Genomic DNA, 18,452 nt, shown 5'->3' with positions numbered 1-18,452 from the left:
GGCGAGGGCGGGGGCTGGGGGAGTATCCGGCCATATGCACGCCGCCCAGCCTGCCCGTGCCGGGGCGTGCCCGGCAACTCCGGAAGCCGTCAGCGGCGCACGTACGGGTCGGGGAGATGCGCGCCGGCCTTGATGACGACGGTCCGCGCGACCTTGTCGTGCAGCGCCTGCTTGCGCGGGTCCCACAGGATCCACAGCACGTCGATGAGCCCGATGCAGCCGCAGATGCCGCCGAGGACGGTGTAGAAGGCGGACCGGCCCGCCGCCTGCCCGGTCGTGATCGCCAGCCCGTCGTCCTGCCGGACGACCCGGATCTTCAGCAGCATCTTGCCGAGCGTCTGGCCCCACCTGGCCGTCATCAGCCAGAAGTAGAGGAAGCCCAGCACGACGCTGATCGCGTTGGTGCCGACCCGGGCGCCGTCGTACATGGTGCCGTTGTTGTGGATCACGTGGTCCCAGTCCACGAACGGCAGCGAGATCAGCCCGACGACGATCCCGACGATGATGCCGTCGATGATGGCCGCGCCGAGGCGGGCCCACCGGCTCGCCAGCCCGGCGGACGGGTCGGCGTACTCGCCCGGGCCGCCCTGGTAGCGGGGGAGCCCGCCGTAGGGGTCGCCCTGGCCCGGGTAGGGCTGCTCCTGCCCGTACCCCGGCTGCCCGTATCCGGGTTGCCCGCCGTAGGGCTGCTGCTCGCCGTAGCCGGGCTGGCCGTAGCCCGGCTGGCCGTAGCCCGGCTGGCCGTAGCCCGGCTGGCCGTAGCCCGGCTGCTGCTGGCCGTAGCCGGGCTGGCCGCCGTACGGCGGACCGGTGTACGGGCCCGGCTGTTCCGGTTGCCCCTGCGGTTGCTGCCCGTGCGGCCGGTCCTCCGGCTGGTCCCCGGACCGAGGGTCATTGGGCGGTTGCGTCATGCCTGAGAGGTTCGCCGCGCCGCGTCCGTCCAAACCTCGCCGACGTCGGCGGACACCGGAACGTTACCGCCGTGATGATCAAGGGTTGCCGCCGGGCCGGGGATCATGTACGGGCGTACGGGTCCGGCGCCCACGCCGGAGCCCGCACCACCACCGTCCCCGCCACCATGTCGTGGACGGCCCGCCGGTCGCGGTCCCACAGGATCCACGCGTTGTCGAGCAGCGCGACGAACCCGAACAGGCCCGCGAACGGGACCAGGAGGGTCAGCGCCGTGGTGATGGCGTCGGCCAGGAAGACGAACCCCTGCCGCGCGATGATCTGCCCCCAGCCCGCGGCCGTGCGGTCGTCCGCCCGCACGACGCGGATCCCGACCGCGCGCTTCCCGATCGTCTTTCCCCATACGGCGTGCTGGACCGTGTAGTAGGCGACGCCCAGGAGCATCGCGACGGCATAGCCGACCGCCAGGCGCGGGAGGTCGTAGGCGTCCAGCGGGTTGTCGAGGCTCTGCCCGGTGTCGGCGACCTCCCGCAACCGGTCCCAGCGGATGGCGAACAGCACGACCGGCACGTTGAAGAGGCCGACGATGAACCTGTCGATGAGCCCCGCGGCGAACCGCAGCCCGCGGCTCGCGGGCGCGTTCGGGTCGACGGGGGCGAGGGACGGCGGGCCGTAGCCGGGGCCCGGCCCGTACGGGGCCTGCGGGTGGGGAACCTGGCCGTAGGGCGGCTGACCGGGCCCGTACGGCGCCTGCGGAGCGCCCGGCCCCTGGCCATATCCGGCCTGGCCGGATCCGGGCGCCGGATACCCGGTCGGGGGCGTGAAGGCCGGCTGCGGGCGCCCGGGAGGCGCGCCGTACGTGCCCTGGTACGGCGGCGGCCGGTCGTCGGCCGGTTCCGCCGGTGCGGGGACGTCCGGCCGCTCCTGCGCGGACGGCGCGTCCGGGGAGGCCCAGCCCTGCTCGGGCGCCTCCGGGCGCGGCGCCGCTCCGGAAGGCTCGGGCGGCTCGGCGTTCTGCGGCGGTTCGGTCATAGCGCCACAGTGTGCCGGTCCGCGCCCTCGTCCGCCCGCCGGGCTCCTGACCGGCCCCGGACACCTCGTTCCGGGCCGGTCAGGGCCGCACGGCGGCGGCGGTGTCACAGGTTGCCGCGGCGCTCCTGCTCGCGCTCGATCGCCTCGAACAGCGCCTTGAAGTTGCCCTTGCCGAAGCCGAGCGACCCGTGCCGCTCGATCAGCTCGAAGAACACCGTCGGACGGTCCTGCACCGGCTTGGTGAAGATCTGCAGCAGGTAGCCGTCCTCGTCCCGGTCGACCAGGATGCGGCGCTTCTGCAGCTCCTCGATCGGCACCCGCACCTGGCCGATGCGCTCGCGCAGCTCCGCGTCCTCGTAGTAGGAGTCGGGGCTGTCGAGGAACTCCACGCCGGCCGCGCGCATCCGGTCCACCGACGCCAGGATGTCGTTGGTGGCCAGCGCGATGTGCTGCACGCCCGGCCCGCCGTAGAACTCCAGGTACTCGTCGATCTGCGACTTGCGCCTGCTCTCCGCCGGCTCGTTCAGCGGGAACTTCACCTTCCGGGTGCCGTCCGCGACGACCTTCGACATCAGCGCCGAGTACTCGGTCGCGATGTCGTCGCCGACGAACTCGGCCATGTCGGTGAAGCCCATGACGCGGTGGTAGAACTCGGCCCACTCGTCCATGCGCTCGACGTTGCCGACGCAGTGGTCGATCGCCTGGAAGAACCGCTTCTCCTGCGGCTCGACGATCGGCTCGGCGGCCTCGAAGCCCGGCAGGTACGGGCCGCTGTAGTTGGAGCGGTCGACCAGCGAGTGCCGCGTCTCGCCGTAGGTGGCGATCGCCGCGATCGTCACCTTGCCGTGCTCGTCCTCCAGGACGTGCGGCTCCTCCAGGCCCGTGGCGCCCTTGGCGAGCGCGTGCCGGTAGGCGTGCTCGACGTCCGGCACCTCGATCGCCAGGTCGACGACCCCGTCCCCGTGCTCGGCGATGTGCCGGCCGATCGCGGTGCCCGCCTTCACCGGGCCGCGGAACACGAACCGGGCGCCGCCCGACTCCAGCACGTGCACCGCCTCGTCCGGGCTGCCGTTCTCCGGGCCGCGGTAGGCGACCCGGCGCATCCCGAAGGCGGTCGAGTAGTAGTGGGCCGCCTGCTTGGCGTTGCCCACGGCGAACACGACGGCGTCCATGCCCTTGACCGGAAACTCATCCATGCCCACCAATCTCGGCGTTTGCCTACAAGGTGCGCAAGAGTCGTCGAAATCACTGCACAATCTGTACAGTAATCAGCGGAAACGACCGGTCGCTCTGTACAGCGTGACCAGGACCACAGCAGGGGAGGGCGCCGTGCCCATCGACGAGCTGGACGGACGGCTGATCGAGATGTTCGCCGCCGAGCCCCGCGTCGGCGTGCTGGAGGCGTCCCGCCGCCTCGGCGTCGCCCGCGGGACCGTCCAGGCCCGGCTGGACCGGCTGTCGCGCGACGGCGTCATCGCCGGGTTCGGCCCCGAGATCGACCCGGCGGCCCTCGGCTACGGCGTCACCGCGTTCGTGACGCTCCAGCTGCGGCAGGCCGGCGGCCACGACCCCGTCGCGCGCCGCCTCGCCCAGGTCCCCGAGGTGATCGAGGCGCACACGATCACCGGCCCCGGCGACATGCTCTGCCGCATCGTCGCGCGCAGCAACACCGACCTGCAGCGCGTCATCGACGTGCTCGTGGACGTCGCGGGCGTCGAGCGCGCGTCCTCGGTGATCTCCCTCGCCACCCAGATCCCCTACCGCACGCTGCCCCTCGTCCGGGAGGCGTCGGGCCGGACGGGCGGGTCCGGGCAAAACGACGGTCCGCCGCCCCGCTGAGCGGGACGGCGGACCGTGAAGCGCACTCCCGGCCGGTGACGCCGCTCGGGGGAGCGGCGATCGCGGCGGGGGTCAGCCGCCGTAGGGGGTCGCGTCGAGGATCTCGACGGTCATGCTGCGGCCGTTCGGCAGCGCGTAGGTGGCCTTGTCGCCGACCTTCTTGCCGTTGATCGCCGCGCCGAGCGGCGACTTCGGCGAGTAGACGTCGATGGGCGCGCCGACCTCCTCGCGGGAGGCCAGCAGGAACGTGACCTCCTCGTCGTCGCCCTCGAAGGTGACCGTGACGGTCATGCCGGGACCGACGACGCCCTCGGTGCGCGGCGCCTCGCCCACGCGCGCGTTCTCCAGGATGCCCTGGAGCTGGAGGATCCGGCCCTCGATCTTGCCCTGCTCCTCCTTGGCCGCGTGGTAGCCGCCGTTCTCGCGCAGGTCGCCTTCCTCCCGCGCCGCCTCGATCTTCTGAGCGATCTCGATGCGGCCCGGGCCCGACAGGTGGTCCAGCTCAGCCTTGAGCCGGTCGTACGCCTCCTGGGTCAGCCAGGTGACGTTGTCAGCGCGGGTCTCGGTCACGGGTACTCCTCATCCACATGTTGCGATCCTCGCCGGCCCTTCCGGGCGGGCGCCACATCGACATGAAGTGCGGCCGGGTGAAACCTCTAGCCTATCCGGTGTGTGCGGGTAAAGGTTCCCTGAACTCGGCGTGTGCAACCGGCCAATCGGGTTTCACCCGCCGACCGGACGATCCGGGCGTTCGCCGCCCGGACCCGGCGTCACGCCTTGCGGCAGCCCTGCACCTGGGCGCTGGTCGCCTTGCCCGGCGTCGGCAGCGTCTCCGACATGCCCGCCTTCGACGTCCCGGCCGGGATCGTGACGTCCCTCTTGGCGATCACGGCCATGTTCTCGTCGTAGGCCTGCAGCGTGCAGTGCACCACGTCCCCCTTCGGCTTGGCGACGGAGAAGTTCACCTCGATGGAGGCCGGGCCCGCGTCGTAGGTGATCAGCTGCGCGTCGATGCCGGGAGTCTGCCCCACGTGCGCGGCGATGAACCCGAAGCCGCCCGCCGCGACCGCGCACACGATCCCGATGATCACCAGGCCGAGCCGGCCGCGCTTGGGCTCGGCGGGCGCCTCGGGCGCCGGCACGCTCGTCGTCATCGCGGGGAATCTCCGTGCGGGGTGCGGACGTTGTCAGGGACAATTCTCGTCTGTAGGCGCGGGTGCTCCGAACCGGGGTCCGCCTTCACGGTCAGAACCGCTCGCTGAGAGGGAGATCCCCAGGTGTCCGAGGTCATCGACGATACGACGTGCGCCGGGCCGGACGGGGGTGCCGAACCGCTGCGCCTGATGGCGGTGCACGCCCACCCCGACGACGAGTCCAGCAAGGGCGCGGCCACGATGGCCCGGTACGTCGCCGAGGGCGTGGAGGTCCTGGTCGTCACCTGCACCGGCGGTGAGCGCGGCGACATCCTGAACCCGGCGATGGACCGTCCGGAGGTCAAGGCCGACATCGGCAAGGTGCGCGAGGCCGAGATGGCCCGGGCCCGCGAGATCCTCGGCGTCCGGCAGCGCTGGCTCGGCTTCGTCGACTCCGGCTTCCCCGAGGGGGACCCGCTCCCGCCGCTGCCCGAGGGCTGCTTCGCGCTGGAGCCGCTGGAGACCGCCAGCGAGCCGCTGGTGCGCGCCGTCCGCGAGTTCCGCCCGCACGTCATGCTGACGTACGACGAGAAGGGCGGCTACCCGCACCCCGACCACGTGAAGTGCCACGAGGTGTCGGTGGAGGCGTTCGAGGCGGCCGGCGACCCGGAGCGCTACCCCGGCGCGGGCGACCCGTGGCAGCCGCTGAAGCTCTACTACCACATGACCTTCAGCAAGGACCGCATCCTCGCGCTGCACACCGCGATGGAGAAGGCGGGCCTGGAGTCGCCGTACCACGAGTGGATCGAGCGCTTCGAGGAGGAGAAGGAGAAGCGCGCGATGTGGGACGTCACGACCCGGGTCCCGTGCGCCGACCACTTCGAGACACGTGACCGCGCGCTGCTGGCGCACGCGACCCAGATCGACCCCAACGGGTTCTGGTTCCGCGTCCCGCTGGACGTCCAGCGCGAGGCATGGCCGACCGAGGACTACCATTTGGCCAGGTCCCTGGTCGACACCGAGTTGCCGGAGGGCGACCTGTTCGCCGGCATCCGGGAGAAGGTGTGTCTGTAGTGCTTCCGCTCGCCCACGCCATTCCGCTCAACAACGACACGGTCAGCCCCGGCTTCCTCGGCTTCGGGGTGTTCCTGGCGCTGCTGATCGCGCTGGTGTTCCTCGTCCGCTCGATGAACAAGCAGATGGGGAAGATCCAGGCGCCCCGGGAGGCCGATCTCAAGCAGCAGGAATGGGAGCGGGCGCAGGCCGCCAAGGCCGCCGCGGCCGCCGACCGCGCGGCGGGCGACGAGTCCGCCGGCACCGCCTAGCCGGCGCGCCGGCCGGCCGGGCATCCCCCCATGAGCGACGCGCGCACCGGGCACGCCGCGCCGTCCGGCATGCCCGCAGGGCGTCCGTCCAGGGCGGACGCCCTGCTGCGGCCCCGCGGCGACGGCGCGGCGCGGGTCACGTTCTTCGAGCTCTTCTTCGACCTGGTCTTCGTCTTCGCGGTGACCCAGCTGTCGCACCGGCTGCTGGAGCACCTGACCGCCCGCGGCGCCGCCGAGACGCTGCTGCTCCTGCTCGCCGTCTGGTGGGCGTGGATGTACACCTGCTGGACCACCAACTGGTTCGACCCGGACCATCCGGCGGTCCGGCTGGTGCTGGTCGGCGTGATGGTCGCCGGGTTGTTCATGGCGGCGATGCTGCCCGGCGCGTTCGGCTCCGGCGGGGTGTGGTTCGCGGCCGCCTACGTGGCCATCCAGGTCGGCCGGACCGTCTTCGTCGTCGCCGCCACCTGGGGCCACGAGCTCGGCCGCAACTTCCAGCGGGTGCTGTTCTGGCAGGCGGTGTCGGCCGTGCTGTGGATCGGCGGCGCCCTCGTGGACGCGGCGGACGTCCGCGCCGGGCTGTGGCTGCTCGCCGTCGCCCTGGAGTACCTGGCGCCGTGGCACGGGTACACGACGCCGCTGCTCGGCCGGTCCAGCACGGCCGACTGGACGATCGACGGCGGCCACATGGCCGAGCGCTGCCAGCTGTTCGTCATCATCGCCCTCGGCGAGTCGGTGCTGGTCACCGGCACGACGCTGGGCGGGCACACGCCGGGCGCCGGGGTCGCGGCGGGGTTCGTGTCGGCGTTCGCCGGCGCCGTCGCGCTCTGGTGGATCTACTTCGACCACACGGCGGAGAAGGCGGCCGAGCGGATCGCCGAGTCCGCCGATCCGGGACGGCTGGGCCGGTCCGCCTACACGTTCATCCACATCGTGATGGTCGCGGGCATCATCGTCGGAGCGGTCTCGGACGAGATGGTCATGGCGCATCCCGGCGGGCACATGACCACCGGTTTCGCCGCCGTCGCGGCGGGCGGCCCGGCCCTGTTCGTGTTCGGGCACGCCCTCTTCAAGCGGGCCGTCTTCGGGGACTTCACCCGGGCCCGCCTCACCGCGCTGGTCGCGCTCGCGGGGCTCGCGGCGATCTCGTTCGCGATGGACCGGCTGACGCTGCACATCTGCACGACGGTCGTGGTGGCCGCGCTGGCGCTGTGGGACGTGCGCGCCTACCGGCTCTACAGCCGCGGCCTGGGCGTGCCGGGGATGCCGGGCGTGCCGGGGATGCGGCCCGTCCCGCTCGAGGAGACGGCCGCCGAGTCCGCCGGCGCCGGGCCCGCCGAGTCGCCTGCGGAACGCTGAGCCGCCCGCCGGTCGGACGCCGCGCCGGGCCGGCCGCCCGGTTGGCCCCCGCCGCGCCGGGGGAAGGACCCCGACGTGCGCGCGAAATTCGAGGACTCCTACCGGGCGCTCCCTCCGGACGCCGCCCGGCTGCTCCGGCTGCTGGGCCTGCAGCCCGGCGACGACTTCGGCGTCGCCGCGGCCGCCGCGCTGGCCGGGGTCCCGGCGGCGGAGGCCCGCGACCTGCTCCGGACGCTCGCCGACCGCGGCCTCGTCGCCGACGCGGGCGGCGACCGCCACCGGCTGCCCGGGCCCGTCCGCGACTACGCGCGGGAATGGGCCGTCCGCGAGGACACCGAGGAGGAGCGCGACGCGGCGCTCCGCCGCGTCCTGGACCACTACCTCGCCGGTACGGCGTCAGGGGAGGCGGAGCTGGAGGCGGAGGGCCTGGCGCTGCTGCACCGGGAGCGCTGGGCGGAGGCCGCCGAGGCGCTGGAGGAGGGCCTGCGGCTGGCCGAGCGCGACGGCGACCGCCGCACGGTCCTGCTGGCCCGGCACAACCTCGGCCGCGCGCTGATGGAGACGGGCGACCTCGACCGCGCCATCCGGCTGCTCGGCTCCCTGCCGGACGAGTTCGCCGCGCTCTCCGACGACCACGACCGGGCCCGCGCCCTCACCACCCTCGGCGAGGCGTACCTGCGCGCGGGACGGCCCGTCGCGGCGACCAACTTCTTCGGCCAGGCGCTGGAGATCGTCCGGGCGGAGGAGGCCCCGGAGCGGGAGGGCGACGCGTTCGTGCACCTCGCGGACGCGGCCCGGCAGCGCGGCGACGCCGCGGCCGAGGGCGCCGCCCTCGACCGCGCGATCGCCCTCTACGGCTCGGTCCCGACCCCGAAGGCGGAGGACGCGGCGCGCCGCCGGGAGGGGCTCACGCCTTCCGATGGTCCCAGCTGACGATGGTGTCGGGGTCCATGACGACGAGGACGCGCTTGGACATGGCCTGCTCGATGCCGGCGGCCATGGCGGGGTCGATGGGCTCGCCGATCTCGGGGACGGGCAGGCCCGCCATCCGGGAGCCGACGACGTAGCCGACCTTGTGCAGCTCGTCGCGGTCCTCGATGACCAGGCCGCGGCCGTACAGCGCGACGCCGCGCAGCTCGTTGTACTCGACGCCGTCCTCGACGAGGCAGGTCATCGTCGGGTTGCGGCGCAGGTTCACGACCTTCTGCGACGAGTGGTACGTGGTGAACGCGATCTTGCCGTCGAGCAGGGCGTAGAACATCGTGACGAGGTGCGGCTCGCCGTCCTTGCCGACGGTGGCGACCTGGACCTTGAAGTTGCCGGCGAGGTAGGCGGCGACCTCGTCGGGGGTCATCTTGATCTTGTCGCGCTTGCTTCCGGCCACGCGGCTCTCCCTTGCTCGCATCGGTCCAGGACGCGGTCAGGATAACCAAGCGCTTGCAACGCCCCTCGCGCGGCACCATGGGGGGATGTCCGTTCGCGATCTGATCGTCCTCGGCTCCGCCAGCGCGGTGCCGACCAAGGCCCGCAACCACAACGGCTACCTGCTGCGCTGGGACGGGCAGGGGCTGCTGTTCGACCCGGGCGAGGGGACGCAGCGGCAGATGGCGCACGCCGGGGTCGCCGCGAACGACGTGACGTGGATCTGCGTGACGCACTTCCACGGCGACCACTGCCTCGGCGTGCCCGGCATCGTCCAGCGGATCGCGCGCGACGGCGTCGAGCACCCGGTGAACGCGGTCTTCCCGGCGAGCGGCGCGGAGTACTGGCAGCGGCTGCGGTACGCGTCGGCGTTCCACGACACCGAGGTGGTCCGCGAGTGGCCGGTGTCCGGGGAGCGGACCGCGCTCGACCTGGAGGACGCGCCGTTCTCGCTGGTCGCGCGGCGGCTGTCGCACCCGGTGGAGGCGTACGGGTACCGGGTCGAGGAGCCGGACGGCGTCACGATGCTGCCCGAGCGGCTCGCCGCGAAGGGCGTGCGGGGGCCGCTCGTCCGCGAGCTCCAGGAGCGCGGGCGGGTGACCGCGCCGGACGGCACCACGGTCGCGCTGGAGGAGTGCAGCACGCGGCGCCCCGGGCAGAAGGTCGCGTTCGTCATGGACACCCGCCGCTGCGACGGCGTCCGGGACCTCGCGGCCGGCGTCGACATGCTGGTGATCGAGTCGACGTTCCTGGACGAGGACTCCCCGCTCGCGGCCAGGTTCGGGCACCTCACGGCGGGGCAGGCGGGCCGGGTCGCGGCGGACGCCGGCGTCCGGCACCTGGTCCTCACGCACTTCTCCGAGCGCTACCGCGCCGAGGACGAGCACCGCTTCGAGGACGAGGCCGCCGCCGGGTTCGGCGGCGCGATCTCGCTCGTCCACGACCTGGACCGGATCCCCCTGCCGCCCCGCCGAGCCGCAAAACCTCGCCCGCCACAGTGAGACGCCGCCCAACATGGGCAGGACCCGGTGCATGGCTGAAGAAGTCGATGTCGTCGTCATCGGTCTCGGGCCCGGCGGGGAGGACGCGGCGGGCCGGCTGGCCGAGGCGGGCCTGTCCGTCGCGGCCGTGGAGTCCCGGCTGGTCGGCGGGGAGTGCCCGTACTACGCGTGCGTCCCGACGAAGATGATGGTGCGCGCCGCGGGGCTGATCGCGGACGGCACCCGCATCCCGGGGATGGCGGGCGACTCGATCATCCGGCCGGACTGGGCGCCGGTGGCCGCCCGGATCTGCGACGAGGCGACCGGCTCGTGGACCGACACGGCCGCCGCGGACCGGCTCACCGGCAAGGGCGCGCGGCTGGTGCGCGGGGAGGGCCGCATCACCGGGCCCCGCGAGGTGACGGTCGGCGACCGGGTGTTCCGGGCCCGCCGCGGCATCCTGCTCAACACCGGCACGGCGCCGTCGGCGCCGCCGGTCGACGGCCTCGCCGACGTCCCGTTCTGGACGAACCGGGAGGCCGTGCAGGCCACGGAGGTGCCGGAGTCGCTGCTGGTGCTGGGCGGCGGCGTGGTCGGGGTGGAGATGGCGCAGGTCTTCTCCCGCTTCGACAGCCGCGTGACGGTCGTCGAGGCCGCCGACCGCCTGCTGCTGAACGAGGAACCGGAGTCGAGCGAGCTGCTGCGGCAGGTGTTCGAGCGCGAGGGCGTCGGCGTGCGGACGGGCGCGAAGGTCACCGGCGCCTCGTACGCGAACGGCGAGTTCCGCCTGCACCTCGGGGACGAGACCCTGACCGCCGACCGGCTGCTCGTCGCGACCGGCCGCCGCCCGAACCTGAAGGGCCTCGGCCTGGACGCCGTGGGCCTCGACGAGGACGCCCGGCAGATCGACGTGGACGGGCACATGCGCGCCGCCGACGGCGTCTGGGCGATCGGCGACATCACCGGCAAGGGCGCGTTCACGCACGTGTCCATGTACCAGGCGTCCGTCGCGGTCCGCGACATCCTCGGCGAGGAGGGGCCGCAGGCCGCCTACCGGGCCGTCCCCCGGGTGACGTTCACCGACCCCGAGATCGCGGCGGTCGGGCTCACCGAGGCGCAGGCCCGCGACCAGAACCTGCCGGTCCGCACCGGGCTCGCGCCGATCCCGGAGTCGACGCGCGGCTGGATCCAGAAGGTCGGCAACGACGGGTTCGTCAAGCTCGTCGAGAGCACCGAGTGGGGCGTGCTGGTCGGCGCGACCGCGGCGGGGCCGGCCGGCGGGGAGGTCCTCGGCGCGCTGGCCGTCGCCGTGCACACCGAGGCCCCCACCGCGGCCCTCCGCGAGATGATCTACGCCTATCCCACGTTCCACCGCACCATCGAGACCGCCCTCGCGGCCCTCGACGGCTAGCGCCGCCTGCCGTCAGCGGCGGCGCCCGTTGCGGCGCATCGCCCGGGGCAGCGCGGTGGCGGCCCGGCCGACCTTGAAGCTGAGCGAGTTGCGGACGGAGTCCAGCTCGTGCTGCGCGCGCGCCCGCTGCTCCTCCGCGCGGGCGAGGCGCTCCTTGAGCTCGCGCGTCCGGTCCTTCTTGGTCTTCGGGGCCGACTTGGCCTTGACGCGCAGGAGCGGCCGCCCGGCCACCTGCTGCACCTCGTGCCAGAGGTCGTCCTGCTCGCCGAGCCAGGCCAGCAGGTCGTCCTGGACGTCCTTCACGTCGCCCCACGTCCCGTAGAGCTTCTGCGGGGTGACGCAGACCGGGCGCAGGCCCTCGGCGGCCACCGCCTCCCAGACGGCGGCGGAGACGCCGGGGGTGTGCTCGGAGCGGTAGTCGTCGCAGACGATCACGCCCTCCACCGGTAGCATCACGTGCGCGGCCTGGATGTCGCCCCGCACGTGCTCGTACAGGTGGGACGCGTCCACGTGCACGAACCGGCAGCTCTCCGGCCGGACGTGATCGAGGATCACCGAGGTCGGCGCCTGGATGATCCGCGGCAGGCCGTCGTGGAACGCGCGGTAGTTCGCCTCGAAGGCCGTGCGGGTCAGGCTGGCGTACGACCCGTCCATCTCGGCCTGGTTCGAGTCGTCGGGGGCGTCGGAGTCGAACAGGTCGCAGACGGTGAAGGTCTCGCCGTCGCGCAGGTGGCGCCCCATGAGGATGGCGCTCTTGCCGAGATAGGAGCCGAGCTCGACGAGGTCGCCGTGCTGGCCGAGGCGTTCCTGGCGGTCCAGGAACCAGGTGAACAGCCGCTGGTCGACCTTGGGGAACCAGCCGTCGACGTCGTCGAGGGAGGCGGGGGCGGAGGGCCGGGTTTCGGTCATGGGTGAAGCTCCAACTTCAGCGGGTGCAGGAGCGGTTCGGGGGGATGCGGAGGGGGGGAGCGATCAGTCGATGTACTTGCGCTTGCGTCGGTCACGGTCCGTCCGCGGACGGACCCGGTCATCGGCGACGTCACATCATAGGGGCGCCGAGCTCGGGGGCAACCCGCCGAAACGGGACGGCCCCGGGCCGTGAACCGGCCGCCGGATCGGGCAGGATCGGGGCATGAACCGGCTCAAGGACGCCACCAGCCCGTACCTGCTGCAGCACGCCGGGAACCCGGTCGACTGGTGGGAGTGGAGCGCCGAGGCGTTCGCCGAGGCGCGCCGGCGAGATGTCCCGGTGCTCCTTTCTGTTGGATATGCCGCCTGCCACTGGTGCCACGTGATGGCCCACCAGTCCTTCGAGGACGGTGAGACCGCGCGGCTCATGAACGAGATGTTCGTGAACATCAAGGTGGACCGGGAGGAACGCCCCGACATCGACGCGGTCTACATGGAGGCCACGCAGGCGATGACCGGCCAGGGCGGTTGGCCGATGACCGTGTTCATGACGCCGGACGGGCATCCTTTCTACTGCGGAACGTACTTCCCGAGGCAGCAGTTCCAGGCGCTGCTGGAGGCCGTCCACAAGGCGTGGACGGAGCAGCGCGACGAGGTCGTCGGGCAGGGGCAGCAGGTCGTCGCGGCCCTGACCTCGCGCGGGACGGGGCTCGCGAGCGGCGAGGTGCCCGGCGCGGAGCGGCTCGCGCACGCCGTGAAGGTGCTGGCGCAGTCCTACGACGCGGCGCGGGGCGGGTTCGGCGGCGCGCCGAAGTTCCCGCCGTCGATGGCCCTGGAGTTCCTGCTGCGCCACCACGCCCGCACGGGCGACGCGGAGGCCCTCGCGATGGCCGGGCACACGCTGGAGGCGATGGCCCGCGGCGGGATGTACGACCAGCTCGGCGGCGGGTTCGCGCGGTACTCGGTGGACGCGCAGTGGGTCGTCCCGCACTTCGAGAAGATGCTCTACGACAACGCGCTGCTGGCCCGCGTGTACGCGCACTGGTGGCGGCTGACCGGTTCGCCGTTCGCGCGGCGCGTCGCCCTGGAGACCTGCGACTGGATGCTGCGCGACCTGTGGACGCCCGAAGGCGGGCTGGCGTCGGCCCTGGACGCCGACAGCGAGGGCGTCGAGGGCAAGTACTACGTCTGGACGCCGGAGCAGCTGAGGCAGGTCCTCGGCGAGGACGACGGCGCCTACGCCGAGCGCCTGTTCGAGGTGACGGGCACGTTCGAGCACGGCACCTCCGTGCTCCAGCTCCTCCGCGACCCCGACGACGCCGAGCGCTACGAGCGCGTCCGGACGCTCCTGCTGGAGGCCCGCGCGCACCGGGTGCCGCCGGCGCGGGACGACAAGGTCGTCGCGGCCTGGAACGGCCTCGCCGTCGCGGCGCTCGCCGAGTGCGGGGCGCTGTTCGACCGGCCCGACCTCGTCAGCGCGGCCGAGGACGTGGCGCGGCTGCTCATCGGCGTGCACGAGAGCGGCGGGCGGCTCGTCCGGACGTCGCGCGGCGGCGCCGCCGGCGAGAACGCGGGCGTCCTGGAGGACTACGCGGACGTGGCGGAGGGCCTGCTCGCGCTGCACGGCGTGACCGGCGACCCCGCGCACATGCGGCTGGCGGGGGAGCTGCTGAACACCGTCCTCGAACGGTTCGGGGACGGGGCGGGCGGCTTCTACGACACCGCCGACGACGCCGAGCGGCTGTTCCGGCGCCCGCAGGACCCGACCGACAACGCCACCCCGTCCGGCCAGTTCGCGGCGGCGGGCGCGCTGCTGTCGTTCGCCGCGCTGACCGGGTCGGACTGGCACCGGCAGGCGGCGGAGGCGGCGCTCGGCCCGGTCGGGCCGCTGGCGGAGAAGCACGCGCGGTTCGCCGGCTGGGGGCTGGCGGTCGCGGAGGCGCACGCGGCCGGGCCGGTGGAGATCGCGATCATCGGCGGCCGGGACGACGAGCGGACCCGGGCGCTGCACCGCACCGCGCTGATGTCGCCCGCGCCGGGCGCGGTGGTGAGCGTCGGCGAGCCCGGGGCGGAGGGCGTCCCGCTGCTGGAGGGCCGCGAGCCGGTGGACGGCGCGCCCGCCGCGTACGTCTGCCGGATGTTCACCTGCCGGCTGCCCGTGACGACCCCGGCCGAGCTGACCCGCGAACTACGTGGGCAATTGGATTAGCCGTCCATTTTGTGGCAACGTGACCTTGCTCTCGTTCCCGCATGGTGTTACCAATGGGTAGCGGGGACGGGGCTGACCCGATGGGGCACGACGGGCACGGGTGTCCGCTGGTGCGCCGGGTATCTGGACGGTTGCCGCTCCTCTGGGTCATAGTCGTGGGAGCCGGGAAGGCCGACCTAAAAGGAGCGTGGCAGTGCGGAAGCCGAACCGCCGGATCCTACCGACGATCATCGGCGTTTCGGTCCTGACCACGCTCGCAGCCAACACCGCGGTGCTCATCGCCCGCGGCCACGACGGCGATCCCCCGCCCTCCCCGCAGGAGAAGCGGGCCCGCTACGTCGCCGCGTCCGGCAGCACCAGCCTGTCGCCCGGCGCGGTCGCGCCGCTCGGCAAGCGCCTCACCCCGCACGTCCTCGTCGCGGCGCCGTCCGCGCTGCCCGCCGCGACCATCGCGAAGATCCGCGGCGCCAAGGGCGTGAAGGGCGTCGAGGTCGTCGACGCCGTGCAGGGCATGGTCGCGGGCAAGCGCGTCGGCCTGATGGGCGTCGACCCGTCGACGTTCCGCAACTACACGCCGAAGCCGACCGCGCAGTCCGACGCGCTCTGGCGCAACGTCGCGTCCGGCGACGTCGCGATCTCCTTCACGATGGGCAGCGACGGCGGCGTCAAGCTCGGCAGCCAGGTGCCCGTCGGCGGCAAGCAGCACCAGTCGAACCTGCGCGTCGGCGCCTACGCGACGATGGGCATCAGCGACGTCGACGCGGTCGTCTCGCACGCCACCGCGCAGGCCCTCGGCATGCCCACCGGCAACGCGATGCTGGTCAGCGTGCCGAAGACGAAGCCGGCCGCCTTCATCAAGAAGCTGAAGAAGGTGCTGCCGAAGCACGCCAAGGCCGTCGCGGTCAACCCGCAGATCGACTTCCCGAAGGCCGGCTCGGACCACGCGCCGACCTCGCACGGCCAGGTGATGACCGCCGGCCAGGTGCAGACCGTGATCAAGGCGGCGTACTCGCGGATCGGCTGGCCGTACGTGTGGGGCGGCGAGTCGGAGGCCGAGGGCGGCTACGACTGCTCCGGGCTGATGCAGTACGCGTTCGCGCGGGCCGGCATCCGCCTCCCGCGCGTCGCCGCCGACCAGGCCCGCGTGGGCTGGGTCATCCCCTACAGCAAGGCCGTCCCCGGCGACATGCTGATCTGGGCCAACGACCCCACCGCGCCCGGCTACATCTCCCACATCGCCCTGTACATCGGCAACGGCAAGATGGTCGTCGCGCCCCGCACGGGCCTCGACGTGATGATCCAGAACGTCTACACCCGCAACCTCAAGGGCGCCGTCCGGGTGAGCCCCAAACTAGCCGCCCAACTATCCGGCTGACCCGCCCCCGCCTCCGGCACCTCGAACCTCAGCCCCGCCTAGGCAGTTTGAACCCCGGCCCCGGCAGGTTGGACCTCAGCCCCGGCAGGCTGAGCCCCCGGCCCCGGCAGGTTGAACCCCGGTCCCGGCAGGCTGAGCCCTGGCCACGGCAGGTTGAACCTTGGGACCGGGAGGTTGAAGCTCAGCCACCGCGCGGGCAGGCACGCGGAGCGAGTGCAGCGAGCGCAGCGGGCCTGCCCGGCGACGGAGGGGCTGTTTCGCCGCGGAGCGCCAGCGGAGCGGGGAAACAGCCCGTCCGTCGTGACGGGGGTTCCAGGGGGTCGCCCCCCTGGGAATTACAGAGGGCAGCCGCGGCTGAGGAACTCCAGGTTGTGGTCGACGGCGTCGGGGATGTCCTCGATCGTGGTGCCGCCGTCCAGCCACTGGTACATGGCGGCCTGCATGACGCCGATCACGGCCCAGGTGAACGCCTGGACGTCGCCGTCCGTCGTGGGGCGGCCCACCCGCGCGGAGATCACCTCGCTCAGCATGGCGGCGGTGCCCTCGCGCATCGACTCGAAGGTGCGGCTGCGCAGCGCGGGGACCTGGGCGGTGAGCTGGAGCCGGGTCCGGACGACCTCCAGGTCCTCGGCGATCATCTGGGGGAGGATCTCGCGGAGCGTCGCGCGGAGCGCGTCGATCGTGGACAGCTCGGCGGGCTGGTCGCGGAAGATCTCCGCCATGATCGGGTCGTACTCGTCGGTGACCACGACGTCTTCCTTCGTGGGGAAGTAGCGGAAGAACGTGCTCGGGGAGATCTCCGCGGCGGCGGCGATCTGCTCGACGGTGGTCTGGTCGTAGCCCTGCTCGGTGAAGAGCCGGAGGGCGTGGTCCTGGATCGCCCTCCGGGTCCTCAGCTTCTTGCGCTCCCTCAGCGGCAGCCTGGCGAGCCGGTCCTCCAGGCGGTCGAGGGCGTGCTCAGGGTGCGACGTGCTCATGCGTCGATTCTGGTTCATCGGCGGTGGCGTCCGCACCCCGGCGGCCCGGCTGGAAGGCCAGGAGGAGGACGGCGACGGCCAGCGCGCCGGCGGCGCAGGCGGCGAGCACCGCGTCCATCCCGTGGACGTAGGCGTCGCGGGCGGAGGCCAGCAGGGCGCCGTCGTGGAGCCTGCCGGCGACCGCGACGGCGCCGCCGACCGAGTCGTGGGCGGCGTCCGCGGCCGCGCGGGGCAGTCCGTCGGTCGCGACGCGGTCCCGGTAGACGGCCGACAGGAGGCTGCCGAGGCCCGCGACGCCGAGGGTGCCGCCGGTCTGGCGGAGCGTCTGGACGAGCCCGGACCCGCGTCCGGCCTGGTCGGCGGGGAGCGCCGCCATCAGCGCGTCCATCGCGGGGACGAGGGACAGGCCGCAGCCGAGGCCGATCAGCAGGAGCCACGGGACGATGGAGCCGTAGGAGTCGCCGGCGTCGGTGAACGCGCCCCAGCCGAGGCCCGCCGCGAGGACGGCCAGCCCGGTCACGATGATCGGCTTGTGGCCGGTGCGGGGGACGATCCGGTCGGTGGTGAGGCCGCCGGCGAGGAGGCCGAGCAGCATGGGGATGAGCCGCAGCCCGGTGCCGAAGGCGTCGTTGCCGAGGACGGCCTGCAGGTACTGCGGGAAGACGAACAGCAGCCCGCCCATCAGCAGGTTGGCGGCGATGGCGGCGACCATCGCCCAGCTGAACCGGCGGTCGTGGAACAGCCGGACGTCCATCATCGGCTGCGCCGCACGCCGCTCCCACAGCACGAACGCGGCGAGCAGGACGGCGGACAGGGCGAGCACGCCGAGCACGACGGGGTCGCCCCAGCCGCGCACGGGGGCCTCGATGACCCCGTACACCAGGGCGACGAGGCCGCCCATCGACAGCAGCGAGCCGGGGCCGTCCGCCTTGGGGGCGGCCGGGTCCCGGGTCTCGGGCATGGTGAAGGCCAGCGCGATGCCGCCGACCGCCACGATCGGGACGTTGACCAGGAAGATCGAGCTCCACGAGAAGTGCTCCAGCAGCCAGCCGCCGAGCAGCGGGCCGATCGGCAGCCCGAGGGCGGACGCGGACGACCAGACCGCGATGGCGCGGGTCCGCTCGTGCGGCGGGAAGACGGCGGGGAGCATGGACATCGACAGCGGCATCATGATCGCCGCGCCCAGGCCCATGAAGGCGCGGGCGGCGATGACGCCGCCGGTGCCGCCCGCCAGGGCCCCGGCGAGCGAGGCGGCGCCGAAGACCGCCATGCCGGCCAGCAGCGTCCGCCGGCGGCCGAGGCGGTCGCCGAGGAGCCCGGCCGGGAGGAGTAGCGCGGCGAAGACCAGCAGGTAGGAGTCGACGATCCACTGGAGTTCGCTGGTGCTCGCGTGCAGCTTCTCGGAGATCGTGGTCAGCGCCACGTTGAGGATCGTCATGTCGAAGCCGAGCGCCAGCATGCTCAGTGCCAGCGCGCCGAGCCCCCACCAGCGCCTCTCGTTGCCCACCCTCATGACACTCGCCTCCAACTAAGAGTCCATCGTTTTTGAGAGTAACTCTCAAAAGATGGCGA

At 73.0% G+C, this 18,452-nt stretch carries 18 protein-coding genes; 9 read left to right on the top strand and 9 right to left on the bottom strand.

What is annotated here, in order from left to right; translation table 11 throughout:
• Positions 1–89: 89 nt before the first annotated feature.
• The 3 genes from ABZ914_RS04240 to hppD all read right to left on the bottom strand — a co-directional run bounded on the left by ABZ914_RS04240 (position 90) and on the right by hppD (position 3,137).
• Entirely contained in the window at positions 90–911 is an 822-nt protein-coding gene (locus ABZ914_RS04240; protein ID WP_500191529.1) for an RDD family protein, read from the bottom strand.
• A 103-nt stretch (positions 912–1,014) separates the two neighbouring features.
• The gene (locus tag ABZ914_RS04235) at positions 1,015–1,941 is read right to left on the bottom strand and encodes an RDD family protein (protein WP_500191528.1); all 927 of its coding nucleotides are present in this window, start codon (positions 1,939–1,941) and stop codon (positions 1,015–1,017) included.
• Between the two features lie 104 nt (positions 1,942–2,045).
• Positions 2,046–3,137, bottom strand: a complete 1,092-nt coding sequence (gene hppD, locus ABZ914_RS04230) for a 4-hydroxyphenylpyruvate dioxygenase (protein WP_500191527.1) — start codon at positions 3,135–3,137, stop codon at positions 2,046–2,048.
• Positions 3,138–3,270: 133 nt separating this feature from the next.
• On the opposite strand from hppD, the gene ABZ914_RS04225 reads away from it, so the two are divergent.
• Complete coding sequence (locus ABZ914_RS04225; protein WP_347256897.1) at positions 3,271–3,780, top strand: Lrp/AsnC family transcriptional regulator; 510 nt, start codon at positions 3,271–3,273, stop codon at positions 3,778–3,780.
• 72 nt (positions 3,781–3,852) lie between these two features.
• Here the strand turns inward: ABZ914_RS04225 and greA are convergent, their stop codons facing one another.
• Together greA and ABZ914_RS04215 are read right to left on the bottom strand one after the other, a co-directional pair.
• Positions 3,853–4,350 carry a transcription elongation factor GreA gene (gene greA, locus ABZ914_RS04220; protein ID WP_151598654.1) on the bottom strand — a complete coding sequence of 166 codons (498 nt, stop codon included), beginning with the start codon at positions 4,348–4,350 and terminating at the stop codon, positions 3,853–3,855.
• A 200-nt stretch (positions 4,351–4,550) separates the two neighbouring features.
• Positions 4,551–4,934 (bottom strand): DUF4307 domain-containing protein, encoded by a 384-nt coding sequence (locus ABZ914_RS04215; RefSeq protein ID WP_500191525.1) that lies wholly within the window; start codon positions 4,932–4,934, stop codon positions 4,551–4,553.
• Between the two features lie 189 nt (positions 4,935–5,123).
• Here ABZ914_RS04215 and mca point away from each other — a divergent pair, with 189 nt between their 5' ends.
• The 4 genes from mca (at position 5,124) to ABZ914_RS04195 (ending at position 8,530) form a co-directional block, all read left to right on the top strand.
• Positions 5,124–5,987 carry a mycothiol conjugate amidase Mca gene (mca, locus tag ABZ914_RS04210; protein ID WP_500191542.1) on the top strand — a complete coding sequence of 288 codons (864 nt, stop codon included), beginning with the start codon at positions 5,124–5,126 and terminating at the stop codon, positions 5,985–5,987.
• Entirely contained in the window at positions 5,978–6,238 is a 261-nt protein-coding gene (locus ABZ914_RS04205; protein ID WP_500191524.1) for a hypothetical protein, read from the top strand. Before mca ends, ABZ914_RS04205 begins: the two co-directional genes overlap by 10 nt.
• A gap of 30 nt (positions 6,239–6,268) precedes the next feature.
• Positions 6,269–7,597 carry a low temperature requirement protein A gene (locus ABZ914_RS04200; RefSeq protein ID WP_500191522.1) on the top strand — a complete coding sequence of 443 codons (1,329 nt, stop codon included), beginning with the start codon at positions 6,269–6,271 and terminating at the stop codon, positions 7,595–7,597.
• A gap of 75 nt (positions 7,598–7,672) precedes the next feature.
• Positions 7,673–8,530: a tetratricopeptide repeat protein gene (locus ABZ914_RS04195; RefSeq protein WP_500191521.1), complete on the top strand. Its 858-nt coding sequence runs from the start codon at positions 7,673–7,675 to the stop codon at positions 8,528–8,530.
• On the opposite strand, the gene ABZ914_RS04190 is transcribed toward ABZ914_RS04195, so the two are convergent.
• Positions 8,505–8,981 (bottom strand): pyridoxamine 5'-phosphate oxidase family protein, encoded by a 477-nt coding sequence (locus ABZ914_RS04190; protein WP_190861656.1) that lies wholly within the window; start codon positions 8,979–8,981, stop codon positions 8,505–8,507. The two genes, ABZ914_RS04195 and ABZ914_RS04190, sit on opposite strands and share 26 nt — an antisense overlap.
• 85 nt (positions 8,982–9,066) lie before the next feature.
• Between ABZ914_RS04190 and ABZ914_RS04185 the strand changes: the two genes are divergently transcribed.
• Both ABZ914_RS04185 and ABZ914_RS04180 read left to right on the top strand, forming a co-directional pair.
• The gene (locus tag ABZ914_RS04185; RefSeq protein WP_190861657.1) at positions 9,067–10,020 is read left to right on the top strand and encodes a ribonuclease Z; all 954 of its coding nucleotides are present in this window, start codon (positions 9,067–9,069) and stop codon (positions 10,018–10,020) included.
• A gap of 31 nt (positions 10,021–10,051) precedes the next feature.
• Positions 10,052–11,410, top strand: a complete 1,359-nt coding sequence (locus tag ABZ914_RS04180; protein ID WP_387022999.1) for a dihydrolipoyl dehydrogenase family protein — start codon at positions 10,052–10,054, stop codon at positions 11,408–11,410.
• Between the two features lie 12 nt (positions 11,411–11,422).
• On the opposite strand, the gene ABZ914_RS04175 is transcribed toward ABZ914_RS04180, so the two are convergent.
• Positions 11,423–12,319 (bottom strand): class I SAM-dependent methyltransferase, encoded by an 897-nt coding sequence (locus tag ABZ914_RS04175; protein WP_500191519.1) that lies wholly within the window; start codon positions 12,317–12,319, stop codon positions 11,423–11,425.
• 223 nt (positions 12,320–12,542) lie between these two features.
• Between ABZ914_RS04175 and ABZ914_RS04170 the strand changes: the two genes are divergently transcribed.
• Positions 12,543–14,528, top strand: coding sequence for a thioredoxin domain-containing protein (locus tag ABZ914_RS04170; protein ID WP_500191517.1), 1,986 nt, complete (start codon positions 12,543–12,545; stop codon positions 14,526–14,528).
• Between the two features lie 193 nt (positions 14,529–14,721).
• A complete protein-coding gene (locus ABZ914_RS04165; RefSeq protein WP_500191516.1) occupies positions 14,722–15,903 on the top strand; it encodes a C40 family peptidase in 1,182 nt (393 codons plus the stop codon).
• A 335-nt stretch (positions 15,904–16,238) separates the two neighbouring features.
• On the opposite strand, the gene ABZ914_RS04160 is transcribed toward ABZ914_RS04165, so the two are convergent.
• Both ABZ914_RS04160 and ABZ914_RS04155 read right to left on the bottom strand, forming a co-directional pair.
• Positions 16,239–16,880: an acyl-CoA-like ligand-binding transcription factor gene (locus tag ABZ914_RS04160; RefSeq protein ID WP_500191515.1), complete on the bottom strand. Its 642-nt coding sequence runs from the start codon at positions 16,878–16,880 to the stop codon at positions 16,239–16,241.
• Positions 16,861–18,393, bottom strand: a complete 1,533-nt coding sequence (locus ABZ914_RS04155; protein ID WP_500191514.1) for an MFS transporter — start codon at positions 18,391–18,393, stop codon at positions 16,861–16,863. Before ABZ914_RS04155 ends, ABZ914_RS04160 begins: the two co-directional genes overlap by 20 nt.
• Positions 18,394–18,452 lie beyond the last annotated feature (59 nt).

The sequence above is a fragment of the Spirillospora sp. NPDC046719 genome (genome assembly GCF_040645715.1).
Lineage (GTDB): Bacteria > Actinomycetota > Actinomycetes > Streptosporangiales > Streptosporangiaceae > Spirillospora.
This window is presented reverse-complemented; position numbering and strand designations above follow the sequence as displayed.